Raw genomic sequence first — 21582 nt, forward strand, 5'->3', positions numbered from 1 at the left:
GCGGGATGACGCCGTCGGCCTGACCGTCCAGGGTGACGGCGGGGACGGTGATCTTCGGCTGGTCCAGGAGCCGAGGCCTGGCCCGCACCGGCGAGACCGGACGCTCCCGCCGTCGCCGTCATGGCCGGGGACAGTCGCCAGTCGCCGTCTGCCGGTCATGTCGCTTCCTGGCGTTCGAGCCGGAACGTGCGAGACACATGTGCCCACGCCCACCGCGCGTCGCCGCTTTGACGGGTTACGAAGACCCTCATCTCGGGTGTCTCTGCCAAGGAGTCATCGGCGTACGTGTCTTCGGCGAAGCCATCGGTGAAACGCTGTCGCCCCTACACGTCATCGCCATGTGAGAAGCAGAACACCCGCCGACAGGTTGCCTTCACCCCATGCGAAGGAACCGATGCACAGACACAGACCCGGCTGGGGCGCGCTCACGGCCGGTGCCGTCACCCCGTTGCCGGGAGCGCGCGTCACGCCGGCACTCAGCATGGGCCAACTCACCGAGCTCGTCGGGGGCGGAGCCTGGCGCAGAGCTGTCGAGACACGCTCCTGACATCGGCGTCGAGCCGACGTCGTCATGGCTCACCTGGACTTCACTTCACATACATAGGCATGTGTGGCAATCGGGCACTCCCCAAACATGATTGACCATGCAAGAATTTGCCGCAGGTATCAAACCCCAACAGTCCCGAGCCGACGTGTGCGCATGACGTCGGCACACACAGAAGGGTGGGTCGCATGTTCACCCCCAGGGCGAAACTCCGTAGTGCAGCCGCTGCCGGGACCATGGCCGCGGCGCTGATCGGCCTCGGTGCCGGGGCGGCCGACGCCGCCGGCTGGCCTCCGCTGCAGGAAGGCGCGTATCTCTACTCTGGTACCGGCGGGACGGGTTCGGTGACGGTGGTCGACCTCGGCGACTTCAGCACGTGCCACACGCTGTCGACGGCGGCGAAATCGATCCAGATCGCCACCGGCTCCGGGTCCGTGGAGCTGTACTCCTCGACCGACTGCACCGGCACCACGGCATGGCGCAGCGGCACTCTGGCCCAGACCGACCTTCCCCGGCCGATGCTGAGCTACCGCGTGGTCCCGGCATAGCGGTCGGGTTCCATGTCCTGGCCAGCCGGCTTAGCGCCGGTCGGCCAGGAAGTCCCGGCACAGCCCGTTGAACAGCTCGGCGCGCTCGTACGGGGCCCAGTGCCGGTCTTGGCCACCAGGTAATCGACCTGATCGGAGGTGTCCAGAGCCAGCCGCAGGGCATCGTCCGGCGCGGGCGGGCCTCAGTTCTCGTCCCAGTGAGAAGATCACCGTGGCCCCCTTGCACATGCCCGGGGAGAGCCTGGACGCGCGCAGAGTCTTCCTCTTCGGGGTGAAGCAGCCGGTGGTAGCAAGGACGGCGGCAACGGCACAGGCGGTCCCGGCACCCAGGTTACAAAAACGTCGAGTCACGACAGGATTTCGCGGAGAGGGATCAGAACGTACGCTCTGCTCCCTCCACGAGCCGTGAAGCCTGCCGCGTTCACTCTACTTTCCATGCTCTTGTGGGGAATTGGTTCCGGAATCTTTGTTCCGGAACTGAGTCCCTCTGGTCCCTGCGGTCCCTACGCCAGGGACAGGAAGAGTCTCTCCAAGCGGGCACGCAGCCGGGCGCCGTCCTCCCGGCTCGTGACGACGTCCGCGCAGTCCTGCCCCTCCTCAAGCGTCCGGATGACACCGGAGAGGTGGCCCTGTGCGCGGCGCTGCCGGTTCAACACCGCCTTCAGCTCTGCCCGTTCGAGCTCCAGCTCCACGATCACTCCTCGACTGGTACGCCGACGAGCACTGTACCTTCCGACCCGCAAGGCCGGGTTTCCCACCGTGTCGTCATTCCCCCAGTCCCCCCTTGGGAGGCGCCCCACATGTGTGCCTCGTGTAGGCCTATGTCCCACCTGCAGGACACGTTGCCCGCTACGCTCCCCGTATGCGCATGGTCTGACTCGTGGTCGCGCTGTTCGCCGCGATTCTCGTTCCGTTCTTCCTCTTCGGGGACTATTTCGAAGATCTGGCCGCACTGGCGGCGGAGCACCGGCTCTCCGTGGCCATGGCGGTCGCGGTGATCGACGGGCTGCTCGCGCTGGACGTGTTCCTGCTGGTGCCGTCGAGCGTCGTGTCGGCCGCTGCGGGGGCGCCCCTGGGGTTCTTCTGGGGGTACGGCCGTGGTCTGGGCCGGTATGACGGTCTCGTGTCTGGGCTATCTCGTAGGGGCGCGCTCAGTATCCCTGACCCGGCGACTGGTGGGGGAGGCTAGCCTGGCACGTGCCGCCGGTGCGGCGCGACGCCTCGGCGTGGTCGCATTCCTCCTGTGCCGTCCGGTGCCCGTGCTGGCGGAGGCGAGTGTCGTGGTGGCGGGCGCGACACGGGTACGGCCGGGCCGGTTCCTGTTCGTGTGCGCATGGTCCGGGGGATCGGCGCGTGGTCGGTGTCCGTGAACTCGTTCCTGCTCGCGTTCCTCGGCGCGATGGGCTTCCGGGGGCTCGCGCTGGCCATGACCCGGCCGTGGACGGGCGGTACGCGGGCGCGGGAGGCGGACTCGGAGAACGGGGCCGCACTGTGAACCCACGGTCGGCGCACCGTCGTCGAGACCCGGCCGTCGCTGACGATCACGGAACTTTCGCCGATTCCTGTCGCCGCCGTGGGCAAGCGCCGGCCTCTGTCCAGTGAGTGTGACTGGAGGACAGTGATCAAATGTGTTGCGGTGCGCGTCGGCAGTTGTTAGCGTCCTCGCCATGCTGATCGAAGTCGACAGAGCCTGCCCCTGAGCCGACCGCCCACCGTGGCCGGCCTGGGGCTCGCCTTGCGCACCGACGGTGTCGTGGGTTTCTCCGCGCCCCGGTGACAAGCGGTCAGAGGCCCCCGCTGGCGCTCCGGCGTGGCGAAAACGTGCTCTCTCCGCCCCCATACAGCGGCTCTGACCTTCACCGGCCCGTTCTCCGCCGATCCCTCCGCATGGCCCAGGTGTTCCCTGTCCGAACGGGGCGCCTGACTCCTGCGTGCGCGCGGCCCGGCCGGATTCCGCCGGTTTCTTCCCGGTCAGAGCGATGACATACGAAATCGGACCATCGCCCATGATGCACAAGAAGTCCCGCTCACGGACCCGTCACCGCCGAGCCCACTGGAAGGCGGCTCAGCCCCTGCTGGCGAGGTGCGCCAACCCGGCGTGCGCCCTGCCGACCCCGCCCCATGCCGCCTGCCAGCACTGCGGCATGTACCGCGGGCGTCAGGTGCTGCCCCCGGCCTGACAGCCTGACAGCACCGGCGTGAGTGCGTGAATGTCGGGGCGGATCCGGTGGCATATGTTCGCCGGGTCCGGCCCCCGGGGTTTGTCCGCCTTCCGGGCCGTCGACCGGACACCGGTAGGTATCGAACAGGACCGACCCGGCGTGGGCACATGTCGATCACGCCACCGACCGGCGGCAGAACGAGGGAGGCGGCCTCATGGCCGAGGCGGAAGCAGCGGGCCGGGTCCTCGCTCGGGACATGGTGTCGGCAGCACTCGACCGCACAGCCGCGGTCGCACACCTCCACGCGTTCATCACCTCGACGCCGAAGGCGCGCTCGCCGAGGCAGCCCGCCATGACAGCCGGGGCGTGCACGGCCGCTGGTGCCTGGTCGTCAAGGACGACATCCATGCCGCAAGGCTGCCCAACACCGCGGGGACGCCTGCGCTGACCGGCTTCGTCCCGGCCAGCGACGCGCCCATCGTCGCGGCGCTGCCGTCGGCGGCCACCGCGGGCCTGCCGTCGGTCACGGTCTCTCTCCCCGTCACCGCGTCGCCTCCCGTGGGCATGCAGCTCATCGGGCGTCGTACGGGCGACAGGGCGCTGCTGTCCTTGGCGGCGCGCGTCGATACCCTGCTGCGCCACGAGCCCGCTGAGTAGTGGCCGCACAAGCGCATCGAGACGGGCGCGGACGGACCGTACTGGGTCGACGCCCGAGTCCGGGCCGGACACGGCCGACGTGAAACCGCGGTGGGACGCTTCCTGCTTCGTCGTGTCCGCACACGGGCGACGGCACCCTGGTGCCGGGGAAGCACGCGGGATGCGATGGAGGCGTCGCATGTATCGGCGCTCAGCCGAAAACGCCGCGACGGCGGCAGGTGGCGGGACCACCTGCCGCTGTCCGCGGATCATCTTGTGTTCTGTGTCGTACGGAAAGGTCAGACGGTGATGGTCTTGAACTCGGTGTAGGTACCGACGCCGACCGCGCCGTACTCGCGGCCGATGCCGCTGGCCTTGAAGCCGCCAAACGGGCCGTCGAAGGCGACGGAAGCACCGTTGACCGTGATGGTGCCGGTGCGGACCCGGCGGGCGACCGTCAGGGCGTGCTCCTCGTTGGAGGACCAGACGCCACCGGACAGGCCATACTCGGAGTCGTTGGCGATACGGACGGCGTCGTCCTCGTCGTCGTACGCGATGACCACCAGGACCGGTCCGAAGATCTCCTCCTGCGCGATCCGCATGGAGTTGTCGACGTCGGCGAAGACGGTCGGCGTCACGTAGTTGCCCTTCTCCAGGCCCTCCGGGACTTGCGGGCCACCGGTGACCAGGCGGGCACCCTCCTCGATGCCGAGCTGAATGTAGTTGCGCACCCGCTGCTGCTGGTCGGGGCGGATCATCGGGCCGATGAATGTGTCCGGGTCGTTGGGGTCGCCCACCTTCAGCGACTCCACCAGCTCCTTCAGTGCCGTCACGACCTCCTCGTACTTCTCCCGCGGAGCCAGGATGCGGGTCTGCGCAATGCAGGACTCGCCGTTGTTGAGCAGGGAACCGAACTTCAGGCCCGCGACCGCCTTCTCGATGTCGGCGTCCGGCAGGATGATGGCGGCGGACTTGCCGCCCAGCTCGAGGCTGACCCGCTTGAGCTGCTCACCCGCGATCGAGGCGATACGGCGGCCGGCGCGCGTCGACCCGGTGAAGGCGATCTTGTCGACGTCCTGGTGCGAGATCAGGTACTCACTGGTCTCACGGTCGGCGGGCAGCACGCTGATCACACCCTCGGGCAAGCCCACCTGCTCCAGCAGCTCCGCCAGGAGGCCCATGCTCAGCGAGTTCTCCGGAGACACCTTGAGGACCACGGAGTTACCGGCGACCAGCGCGGGGATGATCTTCGAGGTGGCCGAGGAGAACGGCGAGTTCCACGGGATCACGGCGGCCACGACACCGACCGCCTCGCGGCGCACCACACTGCGCGTCGGGGAGTCGGGGTCGGAGGGGACCAGGGTCTCCTCCCAGGCGAACTCCTCCGCCGCCTTCAGGTAGGCGTTCGCCTGTCGGGTCAGGCCGGGCTGTCCGGCGCGGGTGAACCATCCGGCCGAGCCGTTCTCCAGCGAGATCAGGTACGCGATCTTCTCCGCGTTCTCCTCACGCAGCGCGTTGAAACGCCGCAGAACCGCGATCCGCTCCGCGGGCGGGGTCAGACGCCACTCGCCCGCCTCGAAGGAGCTGCGCGCTGCGGCGACGGCGCGGTCGATGTCAGCCGGCTGCGCCTGGGCGACACGGCCGACCACCGACTGGTCGTGCGGCGAGGCTATGTCGAGCAACTCGGGGTTGCTCGGCTCGACCCAGGAACCTCCGATGAAAAGCCGGTCGTAGGTGATCATGTGCTTTCTCTCTCCCGGTGCTTCGGTTCAGTTCTTCGGATGTGTCATCCAACTGCCACTTCAATGTAGCACTTCTTTTTACTATGTGCACAGCAGCGTGGCGAACAACCCAGATATTCTCCCCACCGACGGTACTGTTAAGGGATGAGAGCCGACGCAGCACGCAACCTGGAAGCAGTTCTGACCACCGGGGCACGTATGTTCGCCGCCGACCCGGGCGTGAGCATCGCGAGCATCGCCGCCAAGGCAGGTGTGGACCGGCGCACCGTCTACCGGCGCTTCGCCTCCCGCGAGGAACTCCTCGCCGCCATCTACGAGTCCCGGGTCACGGCCATCGAGCGGGCCATCGAGGAGGCGCGGCTGCGCGAGGCACCCGTCGCCGTGGCCCTGCACCGCTACATCGAGAACATCATTACCGTCAACCGGACCTGGCCCGTCGACCTGGCCCCCCTGCTGGCCGACGACGCCATCCGGCGGCGCCGGGACGCCTGTATCGCCGAGGTCGAGGCCTTCCTCGCGCGGGCCACCGACGAGGGGCTGCTGCGCCGGGACCAGCCGGAGGGATGGGCGGGGCCGCTCCTGCCGGAGCTGATGAATCTCGCCTCGCACCATCAGGCACACCTGAGTCCCGGACAGGCGGCCGACGTCGTTGTCAACACGTTTCTGCACGGCGTCGGAGCTCCGCGCCCCCGGTCCCACGACCCGACAGAGGACGGGCGCCCGCCGGACGGACGTGACCGGTTCGCCCCCCGAGGGTCAAGCACGCTCCACGCACTGGTCACACCCCTCATGAGGCATCCCGACAAGGCCAAGAGTCAGAGACACGCTCGACGGCCATACTGACACATCTAGAGTATTCAACATGTATCTTATCGAGAAGAGGCATGAAGGGATTTTTCGGACACACGCCGACAAGAAACACCGGACCGGCAGGAGTGCTTCCCGCACGGTCCGGTGTCGGTGAGGGGCTCCCGTCAGGCGGGGAGCTTCCAGAGCTGGTTGACGCCGGCCGCGCAGGTCCAGATCCGCAGCTTCGTACCGTTCGCGGAGCTCGGGCCGGGCGAGTCCGGGCACCTGTCCGACTCGGTCCCGACCAGCCGGCCCTTCGAGTCCGACGTCCACTTCTGCGGACTCCGCATCCGAACGGACGACAACTGCACGGCCGTACCGTCGGCCGTCGCACCACCCGCCACCTCGCGGTGTTGGACGTGATGGGCGTTGGCGGCGGCGACAACACGAACTGGTTCGTGAAGGACCTGCCCCTGCTGATCGCCTTCGGTGTGCTAGGGCGTGTTTCGAAAGTAGCGTCGTCCGCCCGGAGGGCGGGGTCCGCGACGTCTGGTGCGGTGCATCGCAAGGCGGAGGGTCGTCCTCGTACTGGGCGTACGTGGACGATCCCGACAACGCGGCGAGGTGCCGTGCCAGGCGTCGCGGACCAGACGGGACTTTCGAAACACGCCCTAGCGGCCTACACCTACTCCTCCGGCCTGCGCGCCCCGGCGCTGATCGCATTCGTCAAGGACGCCCTGATCTACATCGTCATCGCGGTCGCGATCGCCTACATCCCGATCAAGCTGGGCGGCTTCGACGACATCTTCGCCAAGGCCGGCGCCGCCTTCGCCCAGACCAACCCCGCCACCGGGGCGCCGCGCGGGGCCGTGGTACCGGGAGAGGCGGGCCAATGGACCTATGCCACCCTGGGATTGGGGTCGGCGCTGGCGCTGTTCATGTACCCGCACTCGGTCACCGCGACGCTCTCCTCCAAGAGCCGTGAGGTGATCCGCCGCAACACCGCCATCCTGCCGCTGTACTCCCTCATGCTCGGGCTGCTGGCCCTGCTCGGCTTCACGGCGATCGCCGCCGGCATCAAGGTCACCAACGGCCAGCTCGCCATCCCGCAGCTGTTCGAGGACATGTTCCCGGACTGGTTCGCGGGCGCGGCCTTCGCCGCGATCGGCATCGGCGCTCTCGTCCCGGCCGCCATCATGTCCATCGCGGCCGCGAACCTCTTCACCCGCAACATCTACAAGGACTTCATCAAGCCCGCCGCCACCGCCGAGCAGGAGACCAAGGTCTCCAAGCTGGTTTCGCTGCTGGTCAAGGTCGGCGCCCTCGTCTTCGTCCTCACCATGGACAAGACGGTCGCCATCAACTTCCAGCTGCTGGGCGGCATCTGGATCCTGCAGACCTTCCCGGCCCTGGTCGGCGGCCTGTTCACGCGCTGGTTCCACCGCTGGGCCCTGATCGCCGGCTGGGCGGTCGGCATGATCTACGGCACCGTCGCCGCGTACGGCGTCGCCTCCCCCACCCAGAAGCACTTCGGCGGCTCCGCCAAGGAGATCCCCGGCATCGGCGAGATCGGCTACATCGGCCTGACCGCCTTCGTCATGAACGTGATCGTGACGGTGGTCCTGACCTTCGTCCTCAAGGCCTTCAAAGCCCCCGAGGGCGTCGACGAGACCAAGCCAGAGGACTACACCGCCGACGCGGGCGACCCCGACGCCCAGGTCGAGCTCCCGCCCGCGAAAGCGGGAACGTCGCACTGACGCACGCCCCGAAGTCAAGGGCATGAACAACCGCACACACCCCGGAGCGGGCCGCCGTGGCACGAACCACCACGGCGGCCCACTTTCGTTCTGCCACTCCGAAGGCACCCACGTAACATCTCTTCCGAACACCCACGTGACGATCGTCCCCATCCCATGTGCAGTCACCTATTTCCGCACCCTTCGACGCGAGAGCATTGCCTCGCACACATAGGCTCGGAGTTGTACGCACGTGGCTGGACCGGTGGGGAAGGGAGCGGGGCGGCGTGGAATCGCTCGTGACGATGATCGGCCGGGACGGCGAACAGGGGCGGCTGTCCTCTTTCATGACGGCCGTCGAAGGTCAGGCCCTTGTCCTCAAGGGGGAGGCGGGGGTGGGGAAGAGCGCCCTGCTCGACCATGCCGCCCGGCTGGCGGCGGAGGCGGGCCACGAGGTGATCCGGGCCGCCGGGGTCGAAGCAGAGTCCGGGTTGCCGTTCGCCGGCCTGCACCAGCTGCTTTACCCCCTGCTGCCCTTCACGGACGGCCTCGATCTGCTGCACCGCACCGTGTTCGACACCGTCTTCGGGCGAAGCGAGGGAAAGCCACCGTCGGTCATGTCGCTCGGTATTGCCGTTCTGGACCTGCTGTCCCTGGCTTCCTCCGCGGGACCGCTGCTGCTGGTCCTCGACGACGGGCAGTGGCTGGACGCCTCCAGCGTCGCGGTGATCGGGTTCGTCGGACGCCGGCTGACCGGCGGCTCGGTAAAGCTCCTGGTCGGGCTGCGCACGGACGTCGCATCGGGGTTCGACACCGCCGCCCTGCCCGAACTGCCGGTCAGAGCCCTCTCGGACACGGCCGCACGGCAGCTGCTGTCCCTGCACCACCCGGACCTGGAGACGTCCGTGCGCCGTCTGGTGCTGGACCAGGCCCAGGGAAACCCGCTCGCCCTACTGGAACTGCCCGCGCACCTCCCCGTCGGTCCCGCGGAACTCGCATCCGCCGGGGCCCTCGGACTGCACGACGCCTCACTGCCGCTGCCGCGCCGCCTGCAGCATGTCTACAGCACACGTATCAAAGGGCTCGACGTCACGGTCCGCGAGGAGCTGCTTCGCGGCGCCCTCGATGGTGTCGGAGCGACACCCGGTACCGCGCCCGCACCCGGTCCAGGACGCTATCGCATGCGCGATGCCGAGGAGGCGGTGATGGCCGGCCTGCTGAGGCTCGACCCGCTCACCGGCGAGTTCGTCTTCCGGCACCCCCTGGTACGTTCCACCGTGGTCCAGACGGCCACGCCCAACCAGCGGCGTGCGGCACACGCCGTGCTCGCATACGTCCACCGGGACGATCTGGAGCGGCGGGCCACGCATCTGGCGGCGTCGACGGTCGACCCCGACGAGGAGGTGGCGGCCGCGCTGGAGGCGGCGGCCGAGTCCGCGACCCGGCGCGGCAGCGCGGTGGCCGCCATGGCCTGGCTGACCCGGGCCGCGGAGCTCAGCGAGCACCGACAGGACCGTTCCCGCAGACTCGGCGACGCCGCCTTCGTCGCCGGGCACGCGGGACTCTTCGACCAGGCGCAGCGGCTGGCGCTCTCCGACCGGACGCCGGGCACGGACGAGTCCCCGGCCTCGGTGGTCACCTCGGCGTACAGGGCGCTCTGGGAGGACGGGGACGTACGGCATTCGCACCGCAAGGTGACGTCGGCGATCGAGACCCTGCGCGACCGCGAGCCGCACCGGGCGTCCGAGGTACTCACGCGGCTCGTGAACCTGCTGCTGGCGATCGACCAGTACGCCAATGACGCGGCCCAGTGGGAGGAGACCCGGGGGCTGCTCGGTTCCCTGGGCGACGTGCTCCCGTCGCGCTCGCTGGTCTACCGCGACACGTGGGGCGACGTGGTCCGGCACGGTGCCGGGGCGCGGGAGCGGGTGGAGACCGAGTTCAACAGCCCTGCGGAGATGGAGCCGTGGGATGTCACCCGGCTGTCCGTGGCCGCCTATCACGTGGACACCCTTAGCCGGTATCGGCCGCATCTGCAGCGCATCGTGGACCGCGAGGCCGAGACGGGTTTCGCGCGCAACAGCATGACCACGCAGCATCTGATCATGCTCGATCAGATCGCGGTCGGTGAGTGGGCCGAGGCCGAGCGCACCGGACAGCACGGTCTGGAGCTGACGTCGTCCCACGGCTATCAGCTGCTCGCTCACCACAGCCGCGCGTATCTGGGTTTGTTGGCCGCTTTGCGTGGTGAGGTCGAGCGAGCCCGGGAACTCCAGGCCATGGTCGACGCCTGGGCCCGACCCCGCGGCGTCGGCTTCCTCACCCAGATCGCCGACGCCGTCGGCACCACAGCCGCCCTCGCCGAAGGCGACTACGAAGCCGCCTACCTCCACGCCATCGGCATCACACCCCCCGGCAGCTTCCAGCCCTACGCACACCAAGCCTCCCGCACCCTCCTCGACCTCGTCGAAGCAGCCCTGCACACCGGCCGCGCCGAACAAGCCCGCGCCCACGCCCAAGCCGCCCACCGCGCAGGACTCCCCGACATCTCCCCCCGCCTCGCCCTCATCACCTACGGCGCCCTCGCCATGACCGCCACCGACCCCGCCGAAGCCGAAGACATGTACAACCGCGCCGAAACCCACCCGGCCGGCCCCAACTTCCCCTTCGAACTCGCCCGCATCCACCTCGCCCACGGCATCCGCCTCCGCCACACCCAGGGCTCCAAGGACGCGCGGCAGGTGCTGGTCAAGGCCGCCGAAATCTTCGAGCGGCTGGGTGCGCCGAACTGGGCCGAGCGGGCCCTGACCGAACTGCGGGCCTCGGGGCTGGCCACGCGTACGGCGTCCGTGCAGCTCGCCGAACTGACCTGGCAGGAACGCCGGATCGCGGATCTCGCGGCCAGCGGCCTGACCAACAAGGAGATCGGCGAACGGATGCACCTGTCACCGCGCACCGTCAGCTCACACCTGTACCGGGTGTTCCCCAAGCTCGGCATCACCTCACGCGCCGCACTGCGCGACGCGCTGGCCAGGCTGGAAGAGGAGCGGGGCGGCTGAGGGGCGGCCCGTTGAGGAGTGTCTCCTCAGTCGAATGACTTAAGGGCCACTGCACCTGGTCCGGAGCACACGCGAACATATCCGACCGACATGCCTCCGGTGTTCTCACCTGCGGTTGCCGGAGGAAAACATGGTGAGCCGCACACCCGGCCCCCTGTCCGTGTCCTACCGTCATATGACTGATGTGTCCGGTTTCACGGCGGACGAGAATCTGTGCCGCTGGTCCTGTTCCCGGAAGGGGGCGGCCCTTTGCTTCGTCGCCCGCCCGCATCGGACGCCATCACGCATCGGTTTGACGGGTGACGAGTGGTGGCCGAGGGTCGTGCCAAGAGCCGCGGTGATCCCCTCACGCCGATGCGAGGGGAGGTCTTTCAGGCACGGACCGGTCACCGGAAAACGCTCGAGAGGGTTTGACATGATCAACAGGCGTACCTTCAGCAAGGCCGTCGGCCTGAGCGCCGGCGCAGCCGCGATCTCACTGTCCGGCCTGCAGACCAACGCGTCCGCCGCGACCACCTCGCCCAAGCCGGGCAGCGGCTCCACCGCTCCCACCGTGCCCACCATCACACCCGGCACCCACACCGAGTTCGAGACTCTCAAGCAGGTCAAGGCAGGCGTCCTGGACGTCGGTTACGCTGAGGCAGGCCCCGCCCACGGCCCGGTCGTCGTCCTCCTGCACGGCTGGCCCTACGACATCCACAGCTTCGTCGACGTCGCCCCGCTGCTGGCCGAGCAGGGCTACCGCGTCCTCGTTCCCTACCTGCGCGGCCACGGCAGCACCCGCTTCCTGTCCCGCCACACCCCGCGCAACGCCGAGCAGTCCGCCATCGCGCTGGACATCATCGCGTTCCTTGACGCCCTGAAGATCCAGAAGGTGACCCTGGCCGGCTTCGACTGGGGCTCGCGCACCGCCGACATCATCGCCGCGCTGTGGCCCGAGCGGGTCAAGTCTCTTGTGTCCACGAGTGGTTACCTGATCACCGACGTCAAGGCCCAGCTGTCGCCCGCCGCTCCGGCCGTCGAGCACAACTGGTGGTACCAGTGGTACTTCGCCACCGACCGCGGCAAGAAGGCAATGGAGAACGAGGACGAGCGCATCGCGCTGTGCCGCTACGTGTGGACGCTGGTCTCCCCGAACTGGAACTTCTCCGACGCCGTGTACAACCGCACCGCCGAGGCCTTCAAGAACCCCGACTATGCGGCCATCGTCCTCTACAACTACCGCTGGCGCATCGGCCTCATCGAAGGTGAACGCCGCTACGACCGCTACGAGAAGCAGCTCGCGGCCCAGCCTGCCATCCACGTGCCCACGGTCACCCTCGACGCGGCTCTCGACCCCTTCACCCCGGCAGGCGACGGCGCCGTCTACCGCTCCCACTTCACCGGGCCGTACCTGCACCACACGATCGCGAACATCGGCCACAACCTGCCGCAGGAGGCGCCCACGGTCTTCGCCCAGGCCGTGATCGACGCCGACCACCTCTGAGATCCGTATCCGCCACCCGACCCGGCGCCCCACTCACCGGGCCGGCCCCCGCCCAGGAGGAGTCCTAGATGAGCGAAGTCCAGTGGAACCGTCTGACTGCCGCCGAACTGCGCGCCCTGGCGGCACGGGACGCGGTGGTGCTGGTGCCCATCGGGGCCACCGAGCAGCACGGCCCCCATCTGCCGACCGGCGTCGACGACTTCCTCGCGGCGGAGGTGTGCCACCGGGCAGCGGTGCTGACCGCCGAGCACACGGGTGTGGTGGTGACCCCGTCGATCCCCACGGGTCTCTCGGAGCACCACATGGCCTTCGGCGGCACCCTACGCTCAGCCTGCCCACACTGCACGCGCTGCTGCGAGACATCTGCCACTCCGTGATCCGGGCGGGTTTCTCACGCATCCTGATCGTGAACGGCCACGGCGGGAACATGAGCGCCCTCAACGCCCTCACGGCCGAACTGACCGTGGAGCTGTCGACGCCGATCGCGTTCGCCAGTTACTTCGGTGCCGGACGGAAGGTGGTGCGGGACACCCTGGAGACCCAGGACGGCCTGATGCACGCCTGCGAGGGGGAGACGTCCATGATGATGGCCGCCCACCCCGACCTGATCCGCAGCGAGCACCTCGCCGAGGCCCACGGGCCGCAGATCACGCTGCCCGCGGAGAGCGCGGACCCGTTGTACATGGCGGTGTCCTTTGACCGCATCACCGAGAGTGGGGTCGCGGGCAACGCCCGGGTGGCGAGCGCGGAAAAGGGCGAGCGAATGCTCGCCGGGTGCGCGTCGGCGCTGGCGGACATCATCGCGCGGGACCCGTGGGTGAAGTAGGACGCACGACGGTCCGGTAACGCATGTGTGCCGCGCCAGTGTTGCCGCCGTTCATGACCTAGCGGCTGCCCCAGCAGCCGACGGCCGGCAGTGCCCTCCTCGGTGTCGCTCACGGCATCTCACCTTTCTGTCCGCATGTGTCCGCGCCGTGTCGACGCTCGCACCGGCTCGTGATCCCCACATTCCCATCGTCACCGCCTTGACAGGTGATGAATCGCGTGACACATTCATCACCAGTCAGGGCGGTGACGAACCGGTGAGGCCGGCCCGCCCCATGTACCGAGAGAATGCCTGAGAGGGGTTTGTCGTGGTGAGCATCAAGGGTGGGCGCAAGCGACTGGTGACGGGTGCGGTCGCGACGGCCACGGCGGGGCTCGCGCTCGGCGCGTTCGCCCTCAGCGGCACCGCCAGCGGCGTGACTGAGGCGCCCGCCAAGTCCGCGGACGCCAGCCGGCACGCCAAGCCGACCATCGTCCTGGAGCACGGTGCTTTCGCCGACGGCTCCAGCTGGAACGGCGTCATCGCCGACCTGCGCGCCGACGGCTACCCGGTCGTCGCCGCCGCCAACCCGCTGCGCGGCCCGGCTTCCGACGCCGCCGCCCTGCGCACCGTCCTCGACCATGTCAAGGGCCCGAAGATCCTCGTCGGCCACTCCTACGGCGGCAACGTCATCAGCGAGGCCGCCACCGACGACCCCTCGGTGAAGGCCCTCGTCTACGTCGCCGCCTTCCTGCCTGCCCCCGGCGAGAGCGCCCTGGAGCTCACCAACAAGTACCCGGGCTCGACCCTCCCCGACGCCCTCGATCCGGTGACGTACAAGCAGGCCGACGGCTCCACCGCCACCGACCTGTACATCCAGCAGGACAAGTTCCGTCACCAGTTCGCCGCCGACGTCCCTGCGCAGCAGGCCGCCCTCATGGCCGCCGAACAGCGCCCCATCGCCCAGGCCGCCCTGGAGGAGAAGGCCACCTCCGCGGCCTGGAAGACCAAGCCCAGCTGGGACATCGTCACCACCCGCGACCTCAACATCCCCGCCGCCGTCCAGCGCTTCATGGCCCAGCGTGCCCACGCCCACACCACCGAGGTCGCCGCCTCCCACTCGGTCGCCGTCTCCCACCCCCACCTGGTGGCCCACGTGATCGAGCAGGCCGCCCACGCCACCGCCCGCTGACGACCTTCGAAGGACGGCGGGGCATTTGACCCCGCCGTCCTCGGACGGTGCCTCGGAACTGTCCGCGCAGGACACGGACTTCCGCACCTGGTGGAGCGGACACCGCGGCAACAGCGATGTACCACACCAAGCACGACAGCGCCTGATGGTCCTGACCGCCGGGACCGGCAGCTCCTCCTACGACGCCCTGCGCCTCCTCACCTCCTGGACCGATGAACGTACGGAGGACACGAACCCGGCCCAGGACGGGACCGCCCGGGCCGGGTGCACCCGCACGCCGCCTCCTCTCGTAGTCCTGAGGAAGTGTGAGAACAGGCGGCACATGCTGGCGTACGGCGTCTGGGGCAGCGGGCCCGGTCTGGTCCTTCTGCCCGGTATCGGGGGCTCCGCGGCCGCCGCTGGGGAGACGCTGGTGACCGGCCTCGCCGCGCAGCACATCGTCGTCCTTCCGGACCTCCCCAGATCGGGAGGCAGCCTGCTGCCCGCCGGCCCGCTGGCCGTGGGGACCGTGGCCCACCAGGTGGTGGCCACGGCGCAGAATGCCGGTCTGCAGGACTTCGTCATCACGGGGACCTCGCTGTGCGCAGCCATCGCCGTCAAGGCCGCCGCCCGCCATCCCGGCCTGGCGCGGTCTGTTCACGCTGCCGGATTCGCCCGACCCCGCACCATGCTGTGGCTCAGCCTGGAAATGTGGGCGTCACTGCACGCCCGTCGGGACGGCAAGCTGAGCGCCTTCCTGACCTCGCTGTTCTTCTCCGAGGACTACCTGACCGCCCTCACCCCGGAGACACTCCGCCTGCTGACCGCCCGGCTGGCGACGTACGCGCCCGACACCGCCCCACAGATCGCCCTCGGCGTCGACGTCCGTGCCGACCTCCCCGCGATCACCGCACTCACCCTGGTCGTCGCGGCCACGGGGGCCGGTTCGCCGCCCGGCAGCATTCGGGGGAACTCGTGGACGGCATACCCGGAGCGCGGCCGGCCGCGGTCAAGGGCGGGCATGCGGCGACGTTCGAGGAGCCGGAGCGGGCACTGGAGATCCTCACCGGTTCCTCCGCGACGTCCCCCGGATCCGCGCCTGGGGCTCCTCCCCGACCGCGTCTGACGGGCGGCGGGTTCCGGGCCAGCTCATGCCGACCGTTCCGGCCCTCCGCGAATCACCACCGACGTTGACCCGTCCTCGGCCACCACCACCGAGTGCTCACACTTCGACGCGGTGGCGGAGATGGCGCTGATCGCCTCCCGCGCGGCGGCGGGCAAGGCCGTCGTCGGCGTCTGGCTCGGCGCGCAGCTGCTCGGCGATGCGCTCGGGGCTCCCTGTCTGCGCGGCCCGGAGCCGGAGGTCGGCTCCTTCCCGGTCACGCTGACCGAGGCCGGCCGCGGACACCCGCTGTTCGACGGCTTCGAGGAGACATTCGGCTCCGGGCACTGGCATCACGACATGCCCGGACTCACCTCCGACGCGACGATGCCGGGCACCAGCGAGGGCTGCCCGGCAGATCGTGGCGTACGTACGTCAGGCTCCTGTACGGATTCCAGTGCCATATGGAGTTCGACGGGGACTTGTTCTAGGCGTTCCTGGACCGGCCGGCCGTCGACTGCACGGCGGCCTGACCGGCGGCGCCCTCGCGCTGGCGCTGTCGTACGCCAAGGCCATCGGCGGCACCCGCGCCGGCGTCATCAGGACGACCTTCACCGAGGAGACCGAGACCGACCTGTTCGGTGAGCAGGCCGTCCTGTGCGGCGGTACGACCGCGCTGGTGAAGGCCGGCTTCGAGACGCTGATCGAGGCGGGCTACCAGCCGGAGATCGCCTACTTCGAGTGCCTGCACGAGCTGAAGCTGATCGTCGACCTCATGTACGAGGGCGGCCTGGAGAAAATGCGCTGGTCGATCTCCGAGACCGCCGAGTGGGGCGACTACGTCACCGGCCCGCGCATCATCACCGACGCCACCAAGGCCGAGATGAAGAAGGTCCTCGCCGAGATCCAGGACGGCTCCTTCGCGCGCACCTGGATGGACGAGTACCACGGCGGTCTGAAGAAGTACAACGAGTACAAGCAGCAGGACTCCGAGCACCTGCTGGAGACCACCGGCAAGGAACTGCGCAAGCTGATGAGCTGGGTGAACGAGCAGGCGTGAGCCTCGCGTGAGCGGACCGCCCCCTTCCCCGGGCCGGTCCGTTCGCTTTTCGGCGGGACCGCCCGCTCAGTCGGTCAGCCGGTCCAGCACCACGGTGGCCAGGCGGAGGGCCGCATGCAACTCCGTCACCTCGGCGACAGTGGGACGCACGACACCGGACCATTCGCCGAGCAGACCCGGCCAGACGGCCAGCAGAACCTGGGCGCCCGCGAGGCCCAGTTGAGCGGTGACGTCCGTGCGGTCCTCGCCCGCGGGCGTCCAGGACAGCAGCACCCGGCCCTGCGGGATGCGGGACGGTCCGCTCAGCGGCATCCAGGTCGCCATGAGCCTGCCGTGCACCGGCGTCACGATCGCGCCGCGGACGTCGGCCGGCATGGGCATCCGCGTCAGCGTGAACAGCTCCACGGGCGCCCGGTCGGCTTCGGATCCCCGCACCAGAGTGAGAACGGGCCGGTCCGCGGTGCTGTGCCGGGGCTGCCGCCCGGATGATGACTGAATGGCCGGCGAACGGTCAGGGCACGGCCGGTCATGCCTGTCGCACCTCGTCATGTTCTCTCGCCTCCGTACCGGTGTGTGAGCTTCGCGGCCTTGAGTCTTCCGGAGGCGGGGTGTCCGGCACATCCGTCATCTGACTGCCGGGGGTGACGCGACCCGCTCCGGCCCTGGGAACCGTCGCGGGTCGAGAAACACGTGTGAATCCCTACGCTTCGCGGGCCTCCGCCCGTACGCTTGACCGGCGCCGGGCGGAGCGGCAACGTGCGCGCCCCCGCAGGCTCCCGGCACGTTCCCGGGCACCGGTATCCCCCGTGAGCGTCGAGGCCTGCGGCAAGGCCCGCCTCAGGGCGGCGCTGGGCCGGCGCGAGGTGCTGGGGCGGCCGGTCGCAGACCACCGCGCCGACCCGCGTGACGACGTGACCACCGCGCTGATCGACGCGCTGGACGACATACGTCCTGCGGGACACCGACATCTACGGGGTGACGGTCCGGCGCGGAGAACCGATCCTGGTCGGTCTGGCGGCGGCCACCCGGAAGCGGCCAGGTGAGGTGACCTGGCTCCGCAGCACTTCGACCCGTGCCGTCCACGCGATCAACGGACTCGCCGCCCTGCCCCGTCGTCCTGGGCACGGCCGCCGGGCGCGGCTGACGCGCGTGGGGCCGCCCGGGGACGGGCAGCCTCGTCGCAAGCGAACCGTCAGGCCTCGTCGTCGGCGGATATCTCCCGTGCCGCCCTCTCCAGCAACCGCGCCACGTCGTCCAGAGCGGAGTCGGCGTCCGGCGCCGGGTGCGTGGTCACCTCAAGAAGCCGGCCGAGGAGGCGGGCGAGCCGACCCTCGCCGGCGTATGTGAGGGCAACGCTGCCGTCCAGCAGGGTCTCGCGCACGCGGGTCGGGGTGAACTGCCCGTCTCCGGCACAGGCCAGGAGCAGACGGGCCGCGAGAGTCCGCTCCAACGGGCCGGGAGTCCAACGGCCCCGGTCGAGATCCTCGACGAAGGCAGAAGTCAGCGAGGTGAGCCGTACCACGGCGGGCGCGTGCCGTTCCAGGTCGGCGAGAGGAGCGGCTGTCTCATGGGACATGGGAATCGTTGGCCTTCTACTCAGGCTGGTGGTGTGGGGCTGCGGTGCCGTCGCCCCCGTGCGGAGCGCGTGGCGCGCCTTCGACTCGGCGGCGGGACGGTGTAGGTTTCCCTCAGAATACGTGTCTCACTGACGCCTCAGCACCGGCTCGCCGCTAGCTGGGAAGCTTCCTCGAGGTCGACGGACCCGTAGATACGTTTGGATATGTGATTGCCTGCCGGACGTGGCAGGGGGACCCAGTGGCATCACCACCGGCGAGACCGGAGCATCGATGAGATCGGACGCACGCTCCAACCGGTTGCGCATCCTCGAAGCGGCGGCCGAAGTGCTCGCCGTTCCCGGCGACACCTCGCTGAAGTCCATAGCGCGCAGGGCGGGCGTGGGTCAGGGGACGCTCTATCGCCACTTCCCCACCCGCGAGTCCCTGGTGCTCCACGTGTACTGGGAGGAAGTGGAGGAGCTGGTGAACGCCGTGCCCGCCCTGCTGAAGACCCTCTGCCCGCCACTCGCGCTGCGCGCCTGGCTGGAGCGCCTCCTGGCCCTCGGCAGGTACGCACCGGAATTCGCGGACGCGATGAGCGGGGCCACGGGCATGCTGACGAAGCAGTGCCGACAGCCCTACCAGCCGCTGCTCGACGCGCTGTCCGCGCTCCTGGGTGCCAACGAGAGGGCCGGGACCGTCGTGCCGGGGACGACGCCCTACGACGTGCTCCTGCTGCTCGGACCCTTGTTGCGGGTCGGAACGAGCGAGGAGGAACGCACCCGGGCGGGACGGCTCTTCGACGTGCTCATGCGGGGACTGTGTCCATCAAAGGCCGCTCAACCGGCCGCCGTGCCCGGGAGCGTGCAGCAGGCGGGGTGAACCCCGCCCGGTGTCCGGGACGTTGTGCCGGGTGTGGTCAGTCATCCTCACTTGGTCCAGGTACCGGACACAGCGCCGCGGGCCGCCCCGGGCCGTCTCGCGCACGGCAGGCTGCATCTGCTGCTCACTCTGGACTCCCTGCTCGTCGTCCTCATCTCCCTCAACCGGAAGTCCGGTGCGACACTGGCGTTCGTCGCGGACAACCAGTTCCTGCGCTGGGTCGAGGCCGACAACATGGTGCTCGGCCTTGGCACCGTCCTGCTGTACTACCTGGTGGCCGCCCACCTGGTGCACGACTCGCACCGGCGGCGGCGCAGGGCCTCGTTCGCGCTCGGCGCCCTGTTCACGACCGGGGTGTACGTCTACGGTCTGAGCCTCGGTGACCACGAGATCACCAACTACCTGCACGGCCGCTTCTGTTCCCAGAGCCTTCCGACCATCTGCCGGATCGTCGCCTACAACGACGACGTGTTCTCCGATGTGGTGTTCCTCGTCGGGTTCACGCTCCTCAACACCGTGGTCATGGTGACGCAGTTCCTCTTCCCGACCGACCGGTCCCCGCGCCGGTGGGACAACGTCCTGATCGGGGTGAACGCCCTGTTCATCGGTGCGGGCATCACGGCCAACCTGGCGTTCGAGAAGGCGAAGTTCGACCCGTTCGTGATCGGTGCGACGGCTGTGCTCGCGCTGGTCCTGCTGAAGCTCTCACCCTGGCAGCCGATGCTCCGCTACTACTCCGTCGCCTACACCGTGGGGCTTGTGGCCACGCTCCTGATCAAGGCCGCGTGATACCCGCCGCCCGGGGGGCCTATGTCTTTGGTCAGGGGGTGCCCCTATGTCTTTGGTCAAGGGAAACAGGGCTTCGTTGAACCCGAGAGCCGGGCAGCATGGCAGGGTGGCCGATCGGCTGTGGGATGACGTGAGGTACTTCTTCGACCCGGAGTTGATGGGGGCGCTGCCGGATGTGCGTGTTGCGCTCCCAGGCGTTCGAAGTCGGCGAATTTAAGGGCGGCTTGGACGAAGCGCGACAGCGCAGGCGTCAGGTCGGACCCGGCCAGGGCGCGCGTCTGTGCACCCAGTTCGCGGACTTCGTCGTAGTTCGTGCCGCGCCAGCGCCCGGGCGATGCGCGCGGCCGTCCGGGGCCCCGCTCCCGCCTTCCCCGGTCAGCGACTCCGCGACAGCTGCCAGGCCTTCGGCGACGCGATGGGCCTACAGGGTGCGGCGGCGCAGTGCAGCGGCCGTCCAGGCCCGGACAGCGCGCCGGGCGTCGCCGACCAGCCGTCGATGAGCAACGCGACCTCGGCGAAACCCACTTGCCATCGACGCAGCCGGATGAGGGGCGTTCGTCGCCCGGTCGCGCGCGCAGCAGGTCGGCCAAGTCTCCGGCCACAGCACGGGCGCGCCCCGAAGGACAGTTGCACGCGGTGCAGCACGCGGGCGGTATAGCCGACGACACCGACGTCGGGTGCCGAACCCACGACCGGGGCGAGGCCGAACTCGGCCGTGCGGGGCAGCACCTCGTTCCAGCGCACACCTGCCTCGACCCGAACGATGCGCTGCTGCGCGTCGACGGAGATGCCCTTCATCCGCTGCGTCGTGATCAGCAGCCCGCCCTCGGCGGTGGACACCACCTGGTGGGCCGTGGACTTCACCGCGACCGGCAGTCCATGGCAGGCGGCGAACCGACCGCCTCCTGGACGTCCGCCTCACTGGTTGCGCCGACCACGATCGCGGGGCGCAGAGGAGACATGAGGTTGTACGTGGCGCACTCCTCCTCGTACCCCTCGGTCCCCGGCTCCAGCACCGGTCCCGCCACGGCCTGCCGCAGGGCCGCCACGTCCTCGGCTCGCAGGTTCGCGGCTGCCTTCTCGGACATGTCCACACTCATCCTGATCACTGCCTCATCACATGTGGAGCACCCCTGCCCGCACAGAACGGGGCAGAACAGGCAATGGGCGCCGAAGTCTGACGCCACTGACACGAGCGAGACAGCCTCCGCCGTTCACATCAACATGCCCATACTCACATGTTGACCGAATCGGTCATTCCGTCATCGTGAAAGATAGGTATACACGGAATACGTGTGCCGCCTTTGGATACTCGGCCAGGCCGGGAAGGATGACCAGCCTCCCATCCGCGTCAACGGACCACTGATTCACGCAGAACGGATCACCATGTCTTCTCAGAAACCTCACCACGACGTCATCGTCAACACCGTTGCGTTTGTTCGGTCGGCGGTTCGTCAAGCGGTGATCACGACGAACGGGACCTCTGGTAGATCACTTGTGTCGAGCAAGATGATC

The 21582-nt window shown here is 69.0% G+C and carries 19 protein-coding genes and 4 pseudogenes; 15 read left to right on the forward strand and 8 right to left on the reverse strand.

The window, feature by feature from the left end; genetic code table 11:
* The first annotated feature begins 780 nt into the window (after positions 1 to 780).
* Positions 781 to 1092, forward strand: coding sequence for a hypothetical protein (locus ACFY4A_RS34390; RefSeq protein WP_390729647.1), 312 nt, complete (start codon positions 781 to 783; stop codon positions 1090 to 1092).
* 503 nt (positions 1093 to 1595) lie between these two features.
* Here the strand turns inward: ACFY4A_RS34390 and ACFY4A_RS34395 are convergent.
* Entirely contained in the window at positions 1596 to 1784 is a 189-nt protein-coding gene (locus ACFY4A_RS34395) for a metal-sensing transcriptional repressor (protein ID WP_390833243.1), read from the reverse strand.
* Positions 1785 to 1972: 188 nt separating this feature from the next.
* Between ACFY4A_RS34395 and ACFY4A_RS34400 the strand changes: the two genes are divergently transcribed.
* From ACFY4A_RS34400 to ACFY4A_RS34415, 4 genes are all read left to right on the forward strand, one after another.
* A complete protein-coding gene (locus tag ACFY4A_RS34400; protein WP_390729645.1) occupies positions 1973 to 2281 on the forward strand; it encodes a hypothetical protein in 309 nt (102 codons plus the stop codon).
* Between the two features lie 138 nt (positions 2282 to 2419).
* Positions 2420 to 2587, forward strand: a complete 168-nt coding sequence (locus tag ACFY4A_RS34405; protein WP_390833244.1) for a hypothetical protein — start codon at positions 2420 to 2422, stop codon at positions 2585 to 2587.
* Positions 2588 to 3101: 514 nt separating this feature from the next.
* Positions 3102 to 3272 (forward strand): 50S ribosomal protein L32, encoded by a 171-nt coding sequence (gene rpmF / locus ACFY4A_RS34410; protein WP_390833254.1) that lies wholly within the window; start codon positions 3102 to 3104, stop codon positions 3270 to 3272.
* Positions 3273 to 3620: 348 nt separating this feature from the next.
* On the forward strand, positions 3621 to 3911 hold the full coding sequence (locus ACFY4A_RS34415; protein ID WP_390833245.1) for a hypothetical protein: 291 nt from the start codon (positions 3621 to 3623) through the stop codon (positions 3909 to 3911).
* Between the two features lie 278 nt (positions 3912 to 4189).
* On the opposite strand, the gene ACFY4A_RS34420 is transcribed toward ACFY4A_RS34415, so the two are convergent.
* Complete coding sequence (locus tag ACFY4A_RS34420; RefSeq protein WP_390833246.1) at positions 4190 to 5632, reverse strand: aldehyde dehydrogenase; 1443 nt, start codon at positions 5630 to 5632, stop codon at positions 4190 to 4192.
* Between the two features lie 198 nt (positions 5633 to 5830).
* On the opposite strand from ACFY4A_RS34420, the pseudogene ACFY4A_RS34425 reads away from it, so the two are divergent.
* Positions 5831 to 6313: pseudogene (locus ACFY4A_RS34425) on the forward strand (TetR/AcrR family transcriptional regulator); the annotation flags it as partial.
* A 293-nt stretch (positions 6314 to 6606) separates the two neighbouring features.
* On the opposite strand, the gene ACFY4A_RS34430 reads toward ACFY4A_RS34425, so the two are convergent.
* The gene (locus ACFY4A_RS34430) at positions 6607 to 6825 is read right to left on the reverse strand and encodes a ricin-type beta-trefoil lectin domain protein (RefSeq protein WP_390833255.1); all 219 of its coding nucleotides are present in this window, start codon (positions 6823 to 6825) and stop codon (positions 6607 to 6609) included.
* Between the two features lie 267 nt (positions 6826 to 7092).
* Here ACFY4A_RS34430 and ACFY4A_RS34435 point away from each other — a divergent pair.
* The 6 genes and pseudogenes from ACFY4A_RS34435 to ACFY4A_RS34460 form a co-directional block, all read left to right on the forward strand.
* Positions 7093 to 8178 (forward strand): annotated as a pseudogene (locus ACFY4A_RS34435) (sodium:solute symporter); the annotation flags it as partial.
* A gap of 284 nt (positions 8179 to 8462) precedes the next feature.
* Positions 8463 to 11216 carry an AAA family ATPase gene (locus tag ACFY4A_RS34440; RefSeq protein ID WP_390833256.1) on the forward strand — a complete coding sequence of 918 codons (2754 nt, stop codon included), beginning with the start codon at positions 8463 to 8465 and terminating at the stop codon, positions 11214 to 11216.
* Between the two features lie 415 nt (positions 11217 to 11631).
* On the forward strand, positions 11632 to 12702 hold the full coding sequence (locus ACFY4A_RS34445; RefSeq protein ID WP_390729766.1) for an alpha/beta fold hydrolase: 1071 nt from the start codon (positions 11632 to 11634) through the stop codon (positions 12700 to 12702).
* Between the two features lie 68 nt (positions 12703 to 12770).
* Positions 12771 to 13528, forward strand: a pseudogene (locus ACFY4A_RS34450) (creatininase family protein).
* A 307-nt stretch (positions 13529 to 13835) separates the two neighbouring features.
* Positions 13836 to 14699 (forward strand): alpha/beta fold hydrolase, encoded by an 864-nt coding sequence (locus ACFY4A_RS34455; RefSeq protein WP_390729768.1) that lies wholly within the window; start codon positions 13836 to 13838, stop codon positions 14697 to 14699.
* A gap of 25 nt (positions 14700 to 14724) precedes the next feature.
* The gene (locus ACFY4A_RS34460) at positions 14725 to 15804 is read left to right on the forward strand and encodes a hypothetical protein (RefSeq protein WP_390833247.1); all 1080 of its coding nucleotides are present in this window, start codon (positions 14725 to 14727) and stop codon (positions 15802 to 15804) included.
* Between the two features lie 96 nt (positions 15805 to 15900).
* Here ACFY4A_RS34460 and ACFY4A_RS34465 read toward each other — a convergent pair whose 3' ends face one another.
* Positions 15901 to 16128, reverse strand: coding sequence for a hypothetical protein (locus ACFY4A_RS34465; RefSeq protein WP_390833248.1), 228 nt, complete (start codon positions 16126 to 16128; stop codon positions 15901 to 15903).
* Positions 16129 to 16312: 184 nt separating this feature from the next.
* Here ACFY4A_RS34465 and ACFY4A_RS34470 point away from each other — a divergent pair.
* Positions 16313 to 16840, forward strand: a pseudogene (locus tag ACFY4A_RS34470) (ketol-acid reductoisomerase); the annotation flags it as partial.
* Between the two features lie 66 nt (positions 16841 to 16906).
* Here the strand turns inward: ACFY4A_RS34470 and ACFY4A_RS34475 are convergent.
* Positions 16907 to 17275 (reverse strand): hypothetical protein, encoded by a 369-nt coding sequence (locus tag ACFY4A_RS34475; protein WP_390833249.1) that lies wholly within the window; start codon positions 17273 to 17275, stop codon positions 16907 to 16909.
* A gap of 757 nt (positions 17276 to 18032) precedes the next feature.
* Positions 18033 to 18416: a hypothetical protein gene (locus ACFY4A_RS34480; protein ID WP_390729774.1), complete on the reverse strand. Its 384-nt coding sequence runs from the start codon at positions 18414 to 18416 to the stop codon at positions 18033 to 18035.
* Positions 18417 to 18687: 271 nt separating this feature from the next.
* On the opposite strand from ACFY4A_RS34480, the gene ACFY4A_RS34485 reads away from it, so the two are divergent.
* Positions 18688 to 19278, forward strand: coding sequence for a TetR/AcrR family transcriptional regulator (locus ACFY4A_RS34485; RefSeq protein ID WP_390833250.1), 591 nt, complete (start codon positions 18688 to 18690; stop codon positions 19276 to 19278).
* A 51-nt stretch (positions 19279 to 19329) separates the two neighbouring features.
* Complete coding sequence (locus tag ACFY4A_RS34490) at positions 19330 to 20067, forward strand: hypothetical protein (RefSeq protein WP_390833251.1); 738 nt, start codon at positions 19330 to 19332, stop codon at positions 20065 to 20067.
* A 375-nt stretch (positions 20068 to 20442) separates the two neighbouring features.
* Here ACFY4A_RS34490 and ACFY4A_RS34495 read toward each other — a convergent pair whose 3' ends face one another.
* Together ACFY4A_RS34495 and ACFY4A_RS34500 are read right to left on the reverse strand one after the other, a co-directional pair.
* Entirely contained in the window at positions 20443 to 20931 is a 489-nt protein-coding gene (locus ACFY4A_RS34495; protein ID WP_390833252.1) for an FAD-binding protein, read from the reverse strand.
* Positions 20928 to 21155, reverse strand: coding sequence for a hypothetical protein (locus ACFY4A_RS34500; protein ID WP_390833253.1), 228 nt, complete (start codon positions 21153 to 21155; stop codon positions 20928 to 20930). The genes ACFY4A_RS34495 and ACFY4A_RS34500 overlap by 4 nt, the downstream gene beginning before the upstream one ends.
* Between the last annotated feature and the right edge of the window lie 427 nt (positions 21156 to 21582).

It is taken from the genome of Streptomyces sp. NPDC001292, assembly GCF_042896465.1.
Classification (GTDB): domain Bacteria; phylum Actinomycetota; class Actinomycetes; order Streptomycetales; family Streptomycetaceae; genus Streptomyces.